Source organism: Devosia epidermidihirudinis, from assembly GCF_000971295.1.
In the GTDB taxonomy this organism is placed as follows: Bacteria; Pseudomonadota; Alphaproteobacteria; order Rhizobiales; family Devosiaceae; genus Devosia; species Devosia epidermidihirudinis.
Genome location: NZ_LANJ01000020.1, coordinates 62,703 through 78,293 on the forward strand (window position 1 = coordinate 62,703; position 15,591 = coordinate 78,293).

The 15,591-nt window shown below is 62.7% G+C and carries 13 protein-coding genes, 1 tRNA gene and 1 pseudogene; 5 read left to right on the forward strand and 10 right to left on the reverse strand.

Annotated elements, in window-relative coordinates; genetic code table 11:
- Positions 1-7 precede the first annotated feature (7 nt).
- The gene (locus WH87_RS13565) at positions 8-676 is read right to left on the reverse strand and encodes a GGDEF domain-containing protein (protein ID WP_082092703.1); all 669 of its coding nucleotides are present in this window, start codon (positions 674-676) and stop codon (positions 8-10) included.
- Positions 677-1,220: 544 nt separating this feature from the next.
- Between WH87_RS13565 and WH87_RS13570 the strand changes: the two genes are divergently transcribed.
- From WH87_RS13570 to WH87_RS13585, 3 genes and pseudogenes are all read left to right on the forward strand, one after another.
- Positions 1,221-1,297 (forward strand) — tRNA-Pro (locus WH87_RS13570).
- Between the two features lie 236 nt (positions 1,298-1,533).
- Positions 1,534-1,722 (forward strand): annotated as a pseudogene (locus WH87_RS13575) (helix-turn-helix domain-containing protein); the annotation flags it as partial.
- Positions 1,723-2,406: 684 nt separating this feature from the next.
- Positions 2,407-2,787, forward strand: coding sequence for a hypothetical protein (locus tag WH87_RS13585; RefSeq protein WP_156458232.1), 381 nt, complete (start codon positions 2,407-2,409; stop codon positions 2,785-2,787).
- 72 nt (positions 2,788-2,859) lie between these two features.
- Here WH87_RS13585 and WH87_RS19640 read toward each other — a convergent pair whose 3' ends face one another.
- Positions 2,860-3,006, reverse strand: a complete 147-nt coding sequence (locus WH87_RS19640; RefSeq protein ID WP_156458233.1) for a hypothetical protein — start codon at positions 3,004-3,006, stop codon at positions 2,860-2,862.
- 298 nt (positions 3,007-3,304) lie between these two features.
- On the opposite strand from WH87_RS19640, the gene WH87_RS13590 reads away from it, so the two are divergent.
- Positions 3,305-5,602 (forward strand): Tex family protein, encoded by a 2,298-nt coding sequence (locus WH87_RS13590; RefSeq protein ID WP_046138740.1) that lies wholly within the window; start codon positions 3,305-3,307, stop codon positions 5,600-5,602.
- A 398-nt stretch (positions 5,603-6,000) separates the two neighbouring features.
- Here WH87_RS13590 and WH87_RS13595 read toward each other — a convergent pair whose 3' ends face one another.
- The 7 genes from WH87_RS13595 to WH87_RS13625 all read right to left on the reverse strand — a co-directional run bounded on the left by WH87_RS13595 (position 6,001) and on the right by WH87_RS13625 (position 13,214).
- On the reverse strand, positions 6,001-6,711 hold the full coding sequence (locus WH87_RS13595) for an HAD family hydrolase (protein ID WP_046138739.1): 711 nt from the start codon (positions 6,709-6,711) through the stop codon (positions 6,001-6,003).
- Positions 6,708-7,790, reverse strand: coding sequence for a pyridoxal-phosphate-dependent aminotransferase family protein (locus WH87_RS13600; RefSeq protein ID WP_046138738.1), 1,083 nt, complete (start codon positions 7,788-7,790; stop codon positions 6,708-6,710). The genes WH87_RS13595 and WH87_RS13600 overlap by 4 nt, the downstream gene beginning before the upstream one ends.
- Before the next feature lie 5 nt (positions 7,791-7,795).
- Positions 7,796-8,578 (reverse strand): ATP-binding cassette domain-containing protein, encoded by a 783-nt coding sequence (locus WH87_RS13605; protein ID WP_046138737.1) that lies wholly within the window; start codon positions 8,576-8,578, stop codon positions 7,796-7,798.
- Positions 8,575-9,357 (reverse strand): ABC transporter ATP-binding protein, encoded by a 783-nt coding sequence (locus WH87_RS13610; RefSeq protein WP_046138736.1) that lies wholly within the window; start codon positions 9,355-9,357, stop codon positions 8,575-8,577. Before WH87_RS13610 ends, WH87_RS13605 begins: the two co-directional genes overlap by 4 nt.
- Positions 9,354-10,184, reverse strand: coding sequence for an ABC transporter permease (locus tag WH87_RS13615; protein WP_046138735.1), 831 nt, complete (start codon positions 10,182-10,184; stop codon positions 9,354-9,356). Before WH87_RS13615 ends, WH87_RS13610 begins: the two co-directional genes overlap by 4 nt.
- On the reverse strand, positions 10,181-11,170 hold the full coding sequence (locus WH87_RS13620) for an ABC transporter permease (RefSeq protein ID WP_046138734.1): 990 nt from the start codon (positions 11,168-11,170) through the stop codon (positions 10,181-10,183). The genes WH87_RS13615 and WH87_RS13620 overlap by 4 nt, the downstream gene beginning before the upstream one ends.
- Before the next feature lie 433 nt (positions 11,171-11,603).
- On the reverse strand, positions 11,604-13,214 hold the full coding sequence (locus WH87_RS13625) for an ABC transporter substrate-binding protein (RefSeq protein WP_046138733.1): 1,611 nt from the start codon (positions 13,212-13,214) through the stop codon (positions 11,604-11,606).
- 184 nt (positions 13,215-13,398) lie between these two features.
- Here WH87_RS13625 and pdxY point away from each other — a divergent pair, with 184 nt between their 5' ends.
- On the forward strand, positions 13,399-14,220 hold the full coding sequence (gene pdxY / locus WH87_RS13630; RefSeq protein WP_046138732.1) for a pyridoxal kinase: 822 nt from the start codon (positions 13,399-13,401) through the stop codon (positions 14,218-14,220).
- A gap of 171 nt (positions 14,221-14,391) precedes the next feature.
- Here pdxY and WH87_RS13635 read toward each other — a convergent pair whose 3' ends face one another.
- Positions 14,392-15,489, reverse strand: a complete 1,098-nt coding sequence (locus WH87_RS13635; RefSeq protein WP_046138731.1) for an NAD(P)/FAD-dependent oxidoreductase — start codon at positions 15,487-15,489, stop codon at positions 14,392-14,394.
- Positions 15,490-15,591 lie beyond the last annotated feature (102 nt).

Below are 15,591 nucleotides of genomic sequence, written 5' to 3' on the forward strand. Positions count from 1 at the left end.
ATGTGCTTTAGAGAGCACTCACCAGTTTGAGCCCACGCTCGCGCTTGGAGCCATAGAGCATCTTGTCGGCCCGGGCGATCGCAGCCTCAAAGGTCAGCCCGCGATGACAGGACTGATACCCCAGCGTCAGGCTCATTTCTTCGTCCAGTCCGGTCCGGGTTTGGAATTCGCGCGTGGCAATGTCGTTCATGCGCAGATTGAGCGCCGCCACGTCGTGTGCCGTCTCAGTCGGCAGGAAAGCGCAGAACTCGTCTCCTCCGATCCGGGCGATCAAAGATTGCGGCCCAAGCGTTTCTCGCAATGCAGCGGCAGTGGCCATGATCGCGGCATCGCCCGCCGGATGGCCGAACCGGTCATTGATGGACTTGAGATAGTCCACATCGGCAATCAATAGAAATCCCGCAGCACCGCGCTCTTGCGCCAGATCGAAATGCTCCACGAAGCTGCGCCGATTGAGCACGCCCGTCAGTGGATCAGCGCTGGCGCGGCGGGTCAGCTCCGCCGTGTGCTTGAGCAGATCGCGATAAGACTTCTCCAACCGTTCCAGGTGAGTGAACCAGATCAAAGCGAGTGGGATGGCAATGAGGAACGGCAGCACAATGCGCACGGCGACGGTCACGGTATCCGCCTCGATGCCCAACACGACCCGAATGCCCGTAGAGATGGAAATCGACATCGCGGCCGCGATCAGCGTCACCGTTGCGGTCCTTTTCAGGACAAACCGAGACGGCCACCGAAACAATCTACGCACGCACACACCTCATCATGTGGTCCCAACCACATTTGAGAGCATGGTTCGCATCATTCGATGAGGTCGAGGTTAATCACGTCGAGTCGATTTTATCCGGCGTCCAGCAAACACCGAGCACTGGGCAAATGCCGTCAGCAATAAACAAAAGCCACAGCACGAATGCTGAGGCTGAATTACCAGAGAGACCTTGAACACAGGGCTCCCTAGAACTTGTAGTTCACGCCTAGCCGCACAACACTGACGCTGGCCCGCACAACAAGTCACACTGGAAAGATGTTGTCTACGTAGTTGGCCGTGCCAAAGTCCGCCTTGACCGAAATCTGGCCGGTCCAGCAGCGTCCCACATTGCAAAACGGATGCTAAAGCATGACCCATCCAAGGCTTTTCCACGAGCCAGATGCGCTTTGTCATCAGGAGGTGTTTTTTGGGCTTGCCTCTAAACCCCTGTTTCCGTATGTCTCCGCTCAGTCGGGGCGTAGCGCAGCCTGGTAGCGCATTTGTCTGGGGGACAAAGGGTCGTCGGTTCAAATCCGGCCGCTCCGACCATTAACTTCCAAATTATCTGAATGCCCCACATGTCGGTCACCCTTGGGTGGCCGTTTTCGTTTGGGCTGACACGCAAGCGCGCCCACCGAGCGCATGCGTGTTCACATTTCCCGCCAATGTACGTAAATTTACCCATCGTTAACCATGCGGGACAACACTGACATGGTTCTGAGACACTGGTTTTGGGGGCTCAGAAAGCGACGACGATGTATGAGTTTGAGCCAGATACTGACGCAACAGAGGCCCTGGTTGGCCTACGCGTGGCAGACGTGGAGCGGGATTTGATCCTCGCTACGCTAAGGCAGACAGACGGCAACCGCACGCACGCCGCCAACGTCCTCGGCATTTCCATCAGGACGATGCGAAACAAGCTCCGAGAATACGCCCACGCCGGCAACGTTATTCCGGCGCCCTCCGAGCAATGACAAATGGGCCCCGCTTCGGCGGGGCCGTGTGCCGAGGGCACTGCCTCGCGAAACACAACTGCCCAAAGACCATCCATATGGATGATGCGCTACGCAGTCCTCCTGATACTTTAAGATGTCATCTGGTCCTGCAACCGAGGCACTCATGCTGCATCCCATTGATGGAGTGAAAAGGGCAATTGGTAACGCCCTGCGGAGCAAAGACTTTCAGCGATCGATCCAGGATAGACCTCTGTCGGACGTGATCAGGTCCGTCAGCGCAGAGCTCGCCGCGCTAGACGTCCCGGTCCGCAATATCCGGGTGGTAGAGCTCGCCCCCGGCCACGCGTGCAGGTATAGCGTGTCCTACGATTTGGTCGGCAGGGGCGGACGTCACGCACAGTATTTCTATCGGACCCGACCGCACTATAATCTTACCGACCAGGCAACGTCGGCTTGAGCTGAGGGCCAACGGCCATCAGCCGTAAGGCGGTAACTTGATCCAACTCACGCTCGCACAAGCAGAATCCAGCACGGAAAGTGCATGCACGGGATTGGCCCGGCGCTTCCGATGGCGCAAAGAATGGCCGATCCAAAATGCAACTGATCTGGACTTCGGTCGTTGCCCACTGCAATCCCCCCAATCGCGGTTGGGGAAGCCAGCACTCGGCTGGTCGACTTCAGCGTCAAATATACAGGTGAATAATGCGTTCTATGCTTGCTCTAACGGCCCTGGCCTTCCTCTCCACTGTCAGCATGGCTCAGGAGACGGGCCCTGCAGGCACGTGGCGCGACTCTTTCGGGACCACGATGAAGTTCTCGATGTGCGGCGATGGCACACAGCTTTGCGCCACCCTGCTCGAGGTCCAGGGCAAGTCCCGCACACCAAGCAATCTCGCATTCGTCAACAAACAGATCATGCAGGCCAAGGCTGCTGGCGCCAATAAGTGGAAGGGCACCGTGACCTTCGACGGCGCCAAGGCCGACAGCACCATCACCCAAGTCTCAGCCGATCAGGTCAACATCCAGGGTTGCCGCCTGATGATCCTGTGCCAGACTCTGTCGTTCAATCGCGTCAAAAACTAACGCATAGAGACTGAAAACAGAAAGGCGCGGCCTGAGGGTCGCGCCCATTTGCGTCAAAAAAGACTACGCAACTTAGACGACGGCAGCAGGCGCAGCGTTGTCGTCGGTGGTGCTGATCGTCTCTGGGACATCGCCGCTCGAACGAGGCACGCTGGTACCCGTCGATGCGCAGCCGGCAAGGGCGACAAATGCTGCAAGAAAAAGAACAGCTCTAATCAATTTATTACTCCATATATCAGTCAGTGCGAGCGGTTATGCCGACTCAAACTCGGCGACCCTACTCCGATCATAATGATTGTCGATGCTCGAAAAGTGGCAATGAAGCCTGTCGAGCAGGAATGACTCTCGCCAACCAACACCTCAACTCCACCCCCACCGCCGAAGTTCCATTACCGGGCAACGGCCAGTCGGCGCTGGCAGCCGCCAGCCTTCACAATTGAGGATATCATCCCGCGCCGGGTGTCCCGCTCTGTCCGAGCCGACTATGGTCGCGCCAGCCGAACCAAGAAGTAGATTCATGTCCGCACTCGATACTCGCATTGCCGCCCAGATCGCCACCGAAGTCACCGCTCGCCCTGAACAGGTGCGCGCCGCGGTAGAGTTGCTCGATGGCGGTGCAACGGTGCCCTTCATCGCGCGCTACCGCAAGGAAATCACGGGCGGGCTCGACGACACACAGCTACGCCTTCTGGCCGAGCGGCTGACCTATCTGCGCGAGCTGGAATCCCGCCGCGCTGCAATTCTCAAATCCATCGATGAGCAGGGCAAACTAACGCCTGAGCTCACCGCCTCTGTCATGGGGGCGGGCACCAAGGCCGAGCTGGAAGACCTCTACCTGCCCTATAAGCCCAAGCGCCGCACCAAGGCCGAAATCGCCCGCGAGCGTGGCCTTGGCCCGCTGGCCGAAGCGATCCTCACCGACCGCAATGCCGAGCCGCTCCTCCTAGCCGAGGCCTATATCACCGAAGAGGTTCCCGGCACCAAGGAAGCCCTTGAAGGCGCCCGCGACATCGTCATCGAAGGTCTCTCGGAAAACGCCGCCCTGCTCGGCCAGCTTCGCACCTATATGCGCGACAAGGCCATGCTCAGCGCCAAGGTGCAAAAGGGCAAGGAAGAAGCAGGGGCCAAGTTCTCCGACTATTTCGCCCATTCCGAACTCTGGAAGAAGGTCGCCGGCCACCGCGCCCTGGCCATGATGCGCGGCCGCGACGAAGAATTTCTCAGCCTCGAACTCGAGGTCGATGCCGACAGCACCGATCCCGTCAGGCCTGTCGAGCGTCTCGTTATTGGCGCGCTCAATGCCCAGGGCAATAGCGCTGGCGACAAATGGCTGCGCGAAGTAGCCGGATGGGCATGGCGCACCCGCCTGCGCGTTTCGCTCTCCATCGATCTCATGGTCGAACTGCGCGAACGCGCCGAAGTCGAGGCCATCAACGTCTTCGCCCGCAACCTCAAGGACCTGCTGCTGGCAGCCCCCGCAGGCGCCCGCGCCACCATGGGCATCGACCCGGGCATTCGCACCGGCTGCAAGATCGCGGTCATCGACCCCACCGGCAAGGTGCTCGACACCGAGACCATCTACCCCTTCCCGCCGCGCAATGACGTGATGGGCTCGCAGGCAGCCATTCAGGCGCTGATCAAAAAACATGGCGTCCAGCTCATCGCCATCGGCAATGGCACGGGAAGCCGCGAAACCGAAAAACTGGTGATGGACCTGATGGAGCGCCTGCCCGCGCCCAAGCCCACCAAGGTTATCGTCTCCGAAGCCGGAGCATCGGTCTATTCCGCGTCCGAACTCGCCGCGCTGGAATTTCCCAATCTCGACGTCTCGCTGCGCGGCGCCGTCTCCATCGCCCGCCGCCTGCAGGATCCTTTGGCTGAGCTGGTCAAGATCGAGCCCAAGGCCATCGGCGTCGGCCAGTATCAGCATGACGTCGATCAGTATCGCCTCAGCCGCTCACTCGATGCTGTGGTCGAAGACGCCGTGAACGCCGTGGGCGTTGATCTCAACACCGCCTCTGCGCCCCTCCTCGCCCGCATTTCTGGTCTGGGGCCATCGGTCGCCGAAGCCATCGTCACCCACCGCGATGCCAATGGCCCGTTCCGCAGCCGCAAGGCACTGATGGATGTGCCTCGGCTCGGCCAGCGCACCTTCGAGCAGGCCGCCGGGTTCCTCCGCATCACCGACGGCACCGAGCCGCTTGACGCTTCTTCGGTTCACCCCGAAGCCTATGGCGTCGCCCGTAAGATCGTTGCCGCCTGCGGCCGCGACCTCCGCTCCATCATGGGCGACAAGTCAGCCCTGTCCGGCCTCGATCCCAAAAGCTTTGTCGATGAGCGCTTCGGCCTGCCCACTGTGCGCGACATTCTCGCCGAACTCGAAAAGCCCGGCCGCGACCCCCGCCCCGCCTTTAAGACGGCGACCTTTGCCGATGGCGTGGACGATATCAAACACCTCAAGCCCGGCATGATGCTCGAAGGCACCGTCACCAACGTCGCCGCCTTCGGTGCCTTCGTCGATATCGGCGTGCATCAGGATGGCCTGGTCCACGTCTCCCAGCTGGCCGACAAGTTCGTCAAGGACCCGCATGAGGTGGTCAAGGCTGGCGATGTGGTCAAAGTCCGCGTCACCGAAGTCGACGTGGCCCGCAAGCGCATTGGCCTGACCATGCGCAAGGAAATCGACACCTCGGCCCCACGCGACCGTCCGCGCGATCCACCAGTCCGCACCAACCAACGCCCACCCCAGGAAGCCCCGCGCAGCACAGGCTCGCTAGGCGACATGCTCAACGAAGCCATGCGCAAGAAGAAGTAGAAGCAGAATTTGCTGGAGACCTCATCCTGAGCCTGTCGAAGGACGAGGTCGGGCACTCAATGCCTCAACTCAGCGACCTCGTGGTTCGACAAGCTCACCATGAGGTCAAGCCCACCAGCCGTACCCCACCCACCGATCGTCACCCTCGGGCCTGACCCGAGGGTGCTTTTGTTTGTCGAAGGGGAAACGTTGTGGCCAGTTCCCCCTCGAACAGCCCCAGCCCCGTTGACGCCCCACCATCGTCATCACCCGGCTTGTCCGGGTGATCCACCTTCCTCCAGCACAAGAATGGATTGCCCGGACAAGCCGGGCAATGACGGTGGGGAGAGGCATGTGGCACCTCATCCCTTTCGTCACCCTTGGGCTTGACCCGAGGGTGACGCTCCCGGATAAACCACCTAGCCGAGCAACACCGGCAGCGCCTCAACCACCGAGGCCACCACCGTCACCCCGTCGACCACCGCATCATCCTCATCCGCCACCCAGATGGTCGACAGCCCCAGCTCTTTCGGCGCGACCACGTCATAATCGTAGTCGTCCCCCACCATCCAGCTGCCGATAGTGCCCACCCCCAGGGACTCCAGCGCCACGAGATAGGCCCGCGTATCGGGCTTGCCATATCCGGCCTCACCCTCGATCTGGATATGCCCAAACCACTCGGCTAGTCCAAACCGCTCGATCTTGTCGCGCTGCACCCGCGCACTGCCATTGGTCACCAGTGCCATGGGTACGTCGCGCTCCCGCAGCGCCGTCAGCGTATCAACCGCCCCCGGCAGGAGCGCCATCCGCTCATGCCGATAGCTCTCGTACCGGTCGGCTATCCGATGCGCGAGCGCGCCACTGAGCGGCACATTGGCCGCCTGCAGCGCATCAATCACCACACCGCGCCGTGTTGGCACCGGATCCAGCCGCCAAAGCCGCCGATAAGCCGCGTCCGCAAACCGCGCCCGCGCATGCGCGATAATGGCCGCAGCCACCGTCTCCACGCCATGCGGCTTCAACTCGTCGGCAAACTCCGCCGCTATCCCGCGCCATGCCGCGCCCGGATTGCGATAGGCCGAAATCAGCGTGTCATCGAGATCAAATAAAACCGCAGCAGGCAGGCTCATGCGGCAATCCCATAGACGCCATCGACCGCCACCAACCCCGCCTCGATATCGCCGGCAACCGCGCGGCCCAGCGCCGCAATATTGGCGCGCACCACATCACGCTGCGCATTCTGTCCCGTATGATTGAGCCGCACCAAATGCTCAGCCACCGGCCCAACCCCGCCGGACAGCCCAGCCGCATCCGCCGCCTGCAACACCTGCCCCACCGTCAGCCCGTCGGGCAAACGCACTGTCGTCACCAGATCGGACGCCTGCGCCGCATCCACCCAAGGTGTCAGCCCCAGCGCCCTCACACCGGCGCGCGTCGCTTCCGCCGCCAGATGGTGTCGCGCAATTGCCGCATCCAATCCCTCAGCCTCAAACCGCTCCAGGGCAGCCCGCAGCGCCCAAAATTCCAGCGCCGATGGCATGCCCGGCAATACGCCCCGCCCGGTCTCCAGCCACAACCGCTTGTGATCGAGCAACGACAGCACCGAGTTCACCGGCGCCGCCTCATGCGACCCCAGCGCCCACGCTTTGGGGCTAATGCCGATCACCGAAAGCCCCGCCGAGCCAGCCAGCGACTTCTGCGGTCCAGTCACCACCAAGTCGACGCCGAGCCCGTCCACATCCAGCGCGTGCCCGCCAAACGACGCCACCGCGTCGACAACCGTCACCACGCCTCGCGCTTTCGTCAGGGCCACGATCTCTTCGAGCGGGTTGATAATCCCGCTCGCCGATTCCGCATGAACGATCGCCAACAGCTTCGCTTCAGGACGCGCATCCAGCGCCGACTTCACCGCCTCCACCGTCACCGGCAACCCCGCCTCGGCAACCACATCGGTGACATAGGCCCCGCCGCGCCGGAGCCAGCCGCCGAACAGTCCGCCATAGGGACTGGTGATGATATTGATCGCGCCCAGCCCCGGCTGTGCCAGGCTGCTCGCCACGGCCTCCAGCGCAATGATCGCCTCGCCCTGCACCAGCAGCACATCATTGCGCGTGCCCAGCAGCGCGCCCATGCGGTCCGCAATATCGGCATAACCATCAGCCGGAAATGGCGGCAGATCGAGCAGCGATGACGGGGCGGTAAAAGGCATAAATCTCAGTCCTGTGCTTGCAGCAGACGCGGAACGGCGGCGACAAGCGCCTTCCCGGTGGGCGATTGCGGCGCTGCAATCACCTGGCCGGTCGGCCCCGTCTCCACGATCCGCCCCTGATCCATGATCGCCACGCGATGCGCAATGGCTTTGACCACTGCAATATCGTGCGACACGAACATGTAGCTCACGCCGGTCTCCGCCTGCAAATCAACCAACAACCGCAGGATATGGGCGCGCACAGAAACATCGAGTGCCGACACTGCCTCATCCAGCACGATCAGCTTCGGCTGGCTCGCCAGTGCTCGTGCAATCGCCACGCGCTGCCGCTGCCCGCCCGAAATCTCGTGAATGGCCCGCTCAGCCAGCACGCCTGGCAGCCCCACCCGGTCCAGCAGATGCGCAACCGCCGCAGGCCGATCCACCCGCGCCACCAGCCGGTGAATGCGCAAGGGATCGCTGATCACCTCGGCCACTTCGGCGCGCGGATTAAACGCCGCCAGCGGATCCTGAAACACCATCTGAATGCGCTGCCGCACAGAGCGCAAAGCGGCACCCCTCAGCGTCAGCAGGTCACCGCCGTCGAACCTGACACTGCCCGCATCCGGCTCGATCAGCCGCAGCACCAGCCGCGACAGCGTGCTCTTGCCGCTCCCCGATGGCCCGACAATCCCCAGCGTTTCGCCCGCGCCCACGCTAAAACTGGCATCCGATACCGCCGCAACACGCTTGCCATTGCGCGCAAACGCCTTGCCCAGCCCGTCGACCTTCAGCACCACATCGCTCATGGCGCCACCCCAATCAGCGGCGGCGTACCAAGGTCAAGATGCGCCCCCAGTAGCGCCGCCGTATAAGCCTCGCGCGGCTGTGTCACCACCTGCCGCGCCGTGCCCACCTCCACCAATTGCGCATGACGAAATACCGCAATCCGGTCGGCCAGTTGCGACGCCAGCGCAATATCATGCGTGATGAAGATCAGCGTGATCCCCTGCTGCTTCACCAGCCCATCGAGCAGGCTCACGACCTCGGCCTGCACAATCGTATCCAGCGCGCTCGTCGCCTCATCGGCAATTAGCACGCGTGGTCCAGCTGCCATCGCCGCCGCAATCGCCACGCGCTGTCGCTGCCCACCCGACAATTGATGGGGAAACGCCCGCAGCAACCCGTCCGGGTCCGGCAGCTTCACTTGCGCCAACAGGTCCCGCGCCCGCTCCTTTGCCGCCCCCCAGCTCAGCCCGAGATGGGCCACCGCGCCTTCGGCCACCTGTTCGCCAATGCTCATCACTGGATCAAGGCTCGATGACGGGTCCTGAAACACCATGCCGATATCGCGCCCCAAGATGGGTTGCCCATCGGCCCAGTCGATCCGACCGCTCACCTCTGCCGATGCGGGCAGCAGCCCAGTCAGCGCCAGCGCCAGTGTGCTCTTGCCCGATCCGCTCTCGCCGATAATCCCCAGCCGCTCTCCGGCCTCAATGGTTAGATTGACGTCGCTCAGCGCAGCAACGCGTCGCGGACCATCGCGAAATGTAACTCCAAGGTTGCTGATATTGACCAGGGCGCTCATGAGCGAACCCTGCGGCGGCTCAGCGCCTCCGCCAGGCCCTCGCCAAACAGGTACACACCCAGCACTGTCACCACGAGCGCAATGCCCGGCACGATCGACAGGAACGGCGCCGACCGCAACACAGCCCGCCCCTCGGCAATCATCGAGCCCCAGGTGACGATATTGGGATCGCCCAGCCCCAGAAACGACAGCGCCGCCTCGGTCAAAATCGCGCCCGCCACAATCACGGCGCTCAGCGCCAAAACCGGCGGTAGCGCATTGGGCAATATCTCGCGAAACGCGATCTCAAGCGGATGCATGCCGATCACTCGCGCCCAGTCTACATAGTCGCGTTCGCGGATCGACAGCACCTCCGCCCGCGCCAGCCGCGCCGGCCCCGTCCACGCTCCCAGCGCAATCGCCAGCACCACAATGGGCATCGACGCGCCAATCACGCTGACAAAGGCCAGCGCCAGCAAAAAGCCCGGCACAGTCTGAAACGCATCGACCACGCGCATCAGCGCCTCATCGACAAAACCGCCGGCAAACCCGGCAATCGTGCCCACGCTGGCGCCAATCGCCATCGCCGCCAGCGCCGCCGCGATCCCCACCAGCAGCGACGCCCGCGCCCCATGCACCAGTTCGGCCAACACATTGCGGCCCAGCCGGTCCGTCCCCAGCGGCAGCGCCCAGTCGGCAAAGGGCTCCAACATCGGCTGGCCGACAATCGCCAGCGGATCGCGCGGAAACAGCAACGGCGCCGCCAGCGCCACCAGCACCAGCCCGATCAGCACCACCGCCCCGATCACCCCTTCGGGCGAGCGCATGAACCGCGCGACAAAATTCATGCCTGCGCCTCCGTCGCGCCCACGCGCGGATCGAGCGCCGCATAGGCCAGATCGACAATCAGATTGGTCAGGATAACCAGCACCGCGCTGATCACGATAATACCCATCAGCAGCGGCGTATCCCGCCCGCTCACCGCCTCCTGCGCGAGCCGCCCGAGCCCCGGAATAGAAAACACGCTCTCGATCACCACGCTCCCGCCCAGCATCGTCGCCGATTGCAGACCCAGCATGGTGATCAGCGGCAACAGCGCATTGCGCGCTACATGTCGCCACACGATCCGCCGCCTAGACAGCCCCTTGGCCCGTGCTGCCAGCACAAAATCCTGCCGCCACACCTCGACCATGCCCGCCCGCATCAGCCGCAGATACAGCGCCAGATAGAGCAGCGCCAACGCGCCGACCGGCAGCACCAGATGCCGCAGGATGTCGCCTGCGCGATCCAAGCCCACCTTGCCCGATGCCAGCGTTTCAATCCCCGCCAGCGGCAACCAGCGCAGTTGCACCGAGAAAACGACGACCAACACCAGCCCCAGCCAGAAGCTCGGCACCGCATAAAGCGCCAACGAGCCAACCGACAGCAGCTTGTCGCGCGCACTGCCCGGCTTGCTCCCGGCGACAATGCCCAACAGCGAGCCAATGCCAAACGACAACGCCACCGCGCTCCCCATCAGCAGCAGCGTATTGGGCAGGCGCTCCAGCACCACGGCCAGGATCGGTCGGTTCAGCAGCACCGAATAGCCAAAATTGAGATGGATGACATTCCAGAGATAGAGCCCCAGCCGAGTAATCGGCGACTGGTCCAGCCCCCAATTGGTCCGCAGCGCCTCCACCAGCGCCGCATCGCCCCCGCCGGTCGACACAAGGTACGCGTCCACCGCATCGCCCGAGGCCAGCTCGAGCAGAAAAAACGTACCCACAAGCACAATCAGCAGCACCGGAATGCTGCCGATCAATCGCCTCACAATCAGTCTGCCGGCACGCTGCAAAAATCTATCCCGGCCTAAATGCCCAAACCATCCGCGCTATCGCCCCTTCGAGAGGGCCGGAGTGAAGGGTGAAGCCCCTCAGTAAAACGCGACGCTGAACCCCTCATCCGCCCCTTTCGGGCCACCTTCTCCCCTCAGGGGAGAAGGGAAGAGTAGCCAGAACCAGCCCCACCAGCCACCAGTTTACGCACGAACCTTCGAGAGCACCGATGCGCTCCCTCTCCCCTCAGGGGAGAGGGTTGGGGTGAGGGGTGAAGGCCCTTCAGTAGAAGCGCTAATAGCTCACGCCCCTTCACCTCTCCCTTTGGGGGAGAGGTCGACCCTCTTGGGGCGGGTGAGGGGGCCTTCCCCATGCACCGCACCCAGTAAAGGCCCCCTCACCCGGCGCTGTGCGCCGACCTCTCCCCCCAAGGGAGAGGTGAGAGGCCTCCCCCTACCCGTCAATCCACGTATCTGCCCAATTCGACACCGCCCAACGTGGATTATTCGACACATTGTGGACGCTCGTCCGCGCCACCGTGATGAAGCCCCATTCGGCGACGTTGATCAGCGGCAAGTCCTTGGCCACCAGCTCCTGCACTTCGTTGTAAAGCGCGGTACGTTCTTCCTCGTCCACCGCCACCAGCGCGTCGTCGATCAACGTATCGAGCGCTGGATTGCTGTAGCCGCCCTGATTGGAGAACGGCACGCCTTCGGCAGTCGCGGTCCGCACCAGAATGGTGGTCGAAATCGCTGGGTCGCCGCGGAACACTGGTGGCGCCACCGCAAGATCGAACGCGTGGTCGGTGTAAACCGCCTTCTGATGCGCCGCACTATCATTGTTGGCGATCTGCGCGTCGATGCCGACCTCGGCCAGTGCCTGACGAAGATAATCACCGAACTGGCGGGTTTCGTTGAAGTAAGGCGCAGGCAGCAGCCGCAGCGTAAAGCGATTGCCATCGGCGCCACGGGTATAGCCTGCCTCGTCGAGCAGGGCATTGGCCTTGGCCACGTCAAAGTCATACTGCTCGGTTTCGGCGTCGTAGAACTCGGGCGCATTCTGCGGCACGATGCCGGTCGATGCGGTCGCGTAACCAAGGAAGATCGTGTCGACCACGAACTTCTTGTCGATGGCGTGAGCAATCGCCTGACGTACCTTGAGGTTCGCCAGTTGCTCGGTGCGGTGGTTGATTTCCACCACCAGCTGATAGGTCAGCCCTTCATAGCCCTTGGAAATAACCTCGATGCCATCTTCTGCGCCAATGCGCTTGAGATCGGCCAGCGGTACGGCCGAGAACGCCGCCAGATGAATTTCCTCAGCTTCCAGCGCACTCGCCGCCGCCGCCCGGTCGGGCAGCACGCGATAGAGGATTTCGTCGAGGTTCGGCTCGCCCTCGCCCCAATAGGCCTCGTTGCGCTTGAGCAGATAGTATTCGCCGGGCTTGTACTCTGCGAATTTGAACGGCCCAGTGCCCACCAGCTGCGCATTAGCCGGGTTCTCGGCAATGTCCGTGCCGTCATAAAGGTGCTTGGGCAAAACGCTCGTCGTGGCGGGCAGCGCGTTGCGGATCAGCTGGAACGGCGTTGGCTTGGAGAAGCGGAAAATCGCCGTTAGCGGATCGGGCGTATCGACGCTTTCAAGGTTCGCGAACACAAGGCGACCCAGGTTCTGCAGCGGCTTCCACACATTGAGCGCCGAGAACGCCACGTCGTCCGAGGTAAACGGCTTGCCGTCATGCCAGGTTACGCCTTCGCGCAACGTGAAAGTTGCCGATAGCCCGTCTTCCGAACCCTCCCACTTCGTGGCGAGGCGTGGCGCAAGGCCGTTCTCGCCATCAAACGAGGCTTCGGCCAGCGGCTCGATCACCTTGCTGGCAATAAAGAATACGCCGTTGGAGGCGACGATAGCGGGGTTCAGATTGCGTGGCTCGGAATCTGCGGCAACGATCAGTCGCCCGCCCTTTTTCGCCTCCTGCGCAAATGCGCTACGTGGCAGTGCGGTGGACGCCAGCAGCGCGGCGCTTGCCCCAAGCAGGGTCCGACGGGAAATCAGGAACTTCGACATTTGCAATCCTTATGCCCTTGTGAGCCTTCGACATTTATCGATTAGTCTAGGCCATCGGTCGAGTTAAGCCAGAGATGACTTTCTAGCGTCCGACGCTTAGCCTAGAAAATTCTGCCTGCCCTATTGCTAGGCGCAAAGCGCGCGATGCTCTAGGCATACATTCGCACAACATGAACGGCGTCCGATGAGCATCATTTCCATTCAGTCCCAAGTGATCCATGGCCATGTCGGCAATAGTGCGGCGGTTTTCCCGCTGCAGCTTGCCGGTTTTGAAGTGGCCGCCGTGCCCACCGTTCTGCTCAGCAATCACCCTGCCTATCCCAGCGTCAAGGGCAGCGTCATGAATGCCGACCTCGTGCGCGACCTCTTGGCGGGTCTTGAAGATCGCGGCCTACTCGAAACCGCCCGCGTGTTGATGACCGGCTATATCGGCTCCCCTGAGATCGCTGCGGTCGTCGTCGACTTCGTCGCCCGCGCCAAGGCGAAAAATCCGAACCTGCTCTATGTCTGTGATCCCGTCATGGGCGATTTCAAACCCGGTTTTTACGTCAAGCCGGAAGTGCGCGACGCCATCACCACGCAATTGGTGCCCCTGGCCGACATCATCACACCAAACCGTTTCGAGTTCGATTTCCTCGCGGGGACCGATGCTGATCTCGTCACCGCCGCCCGCAAGCTGGGCAAGCGGACCATCATCGTCACCGGCAGCGTCGCCGACAACACCCATGTCCAAACCGCCGCCATCGAGCAATCCGGTGCCTGGAGCGTCACCACGCCCAAACTCACCACCCGTGCCTCTGGCACCGGCGACCTGCTCACCGCGCTCTTCGTCTCCGCCACGCTCAAAGGCCAATCCACCTCGGAAGCACTCTCCGCCGCCGTCTCCGGCATCTTCGGCGTGTTGCAGGCCACGGTCGCGCAGGATGGCCTAGAACTGGACCTCGTCCGCCAGTCCAACCTGCTCTACGGCGCACCACAGAGGTTTGAAGCAAGCCCACTCCAGTAGACCTCATCCTGAGCTCGTCGAAGGACGAGGTCGGGGCACCCAAGCCTCGACGCGCGCGACCTCGTGGTTCGACAGGCGCACCATGAGGTCTCTGCACCACCCCATCAGTCAACTCCCTCCCCCTTGCGGGGAGGGATCAAGGGTGGGGGTCCCTCCCCACTCACCGAGCCCTTACCGCCCGGCTGCCCAGTCCGGGACCCCGGCAGCATCCCGCGCCCCCACAATCGCGTCCGCCAGCCCCGATGCGATCAGCGGCCCCAGCTTGAAACCGTGCCCCGAACACGCGCTCAGCAACCACCCGGCCCCGCCAATCGGCTCCACCGCAAAGCTCTCGTCCGCGCTGACCGTGTAGTAGCAGACCTTGCGCTCGAGGATTGTGTAGTCCCCAAACCCGGCGAAGATCGCGTTGGCAGCGCCCAGCACGGCTGCGACGTCTTCATCTGTCCCGATCCGATCATCATCGCCATGCCCACGACGCGTAAACACATGGTCACCGATCTTGAGCCGTGTCCCGCCGCGTGGCGGCAGCACATAGGCGCCGTGCCCGGCCCCCTGATCCACGATAATCGGCGCTTCCGACCAGGCCTTGGCCAGCGCCGCAGGCGGCTCCAGATAGAGCAACAATTGCCGCGACGGCACCAAGCGATCCGCTGTCTCCGGCAACAGCGACGGCAACCACGCCCCCGCCGCCACCACCACCACATCGGCATCGTGGCGCACGCCATCCGCAACCAGCGTGCCCGCCTCGGGATCAACTTCGCTCACCCGCGTATGCGGATGCAACTCCACGCCATTTTCACCCACCCAGCGCGCCAGATCGGTCACGATCCTTTGCGCAAACAGCATCCCCGAACCGCCCGCTTCGAACGCGCCGATGATCCCATCCCCGCGCAGCATCGGCAGGCGGCTGGCAATCTCGTCACGCCCCAGCTGCCGGTGTGACACGCCCAGCCGGTCGAGCTCCACGGCACCCCGGGCGTACCATTCATCGTCGGTGCGCGAGACATAGACCATGCCCGTCGGTAGATAGTGCGTCGCCCCCAGATCTGCCCATAACTGGTCATAGGTCGCGAACGCAGAGGGCATCAAAGCGCCATATCCGGGCATGGAGCCATAGCTGTGTCGCGTGATCCTGTGCTCGTCGAATGACGACGAAATGGGGTTCGGAATCGCCCCCGCCTCGAACAGCGCCACATCCACTCCGCGCTTGCGCAGCGCCCACGCCAGAGACAGTCCGGCAATCCCCGCACCAACGATCGAAACCTTCACGTCGCATCTCCCATTTGGCGCGTCGCGAACAAAACCGTCGCCAAGTCGCGCCCCTTTAGTGCCGTCTTGCTGGCTATCGCGCAGGAACGAAAAAGCCTGCTC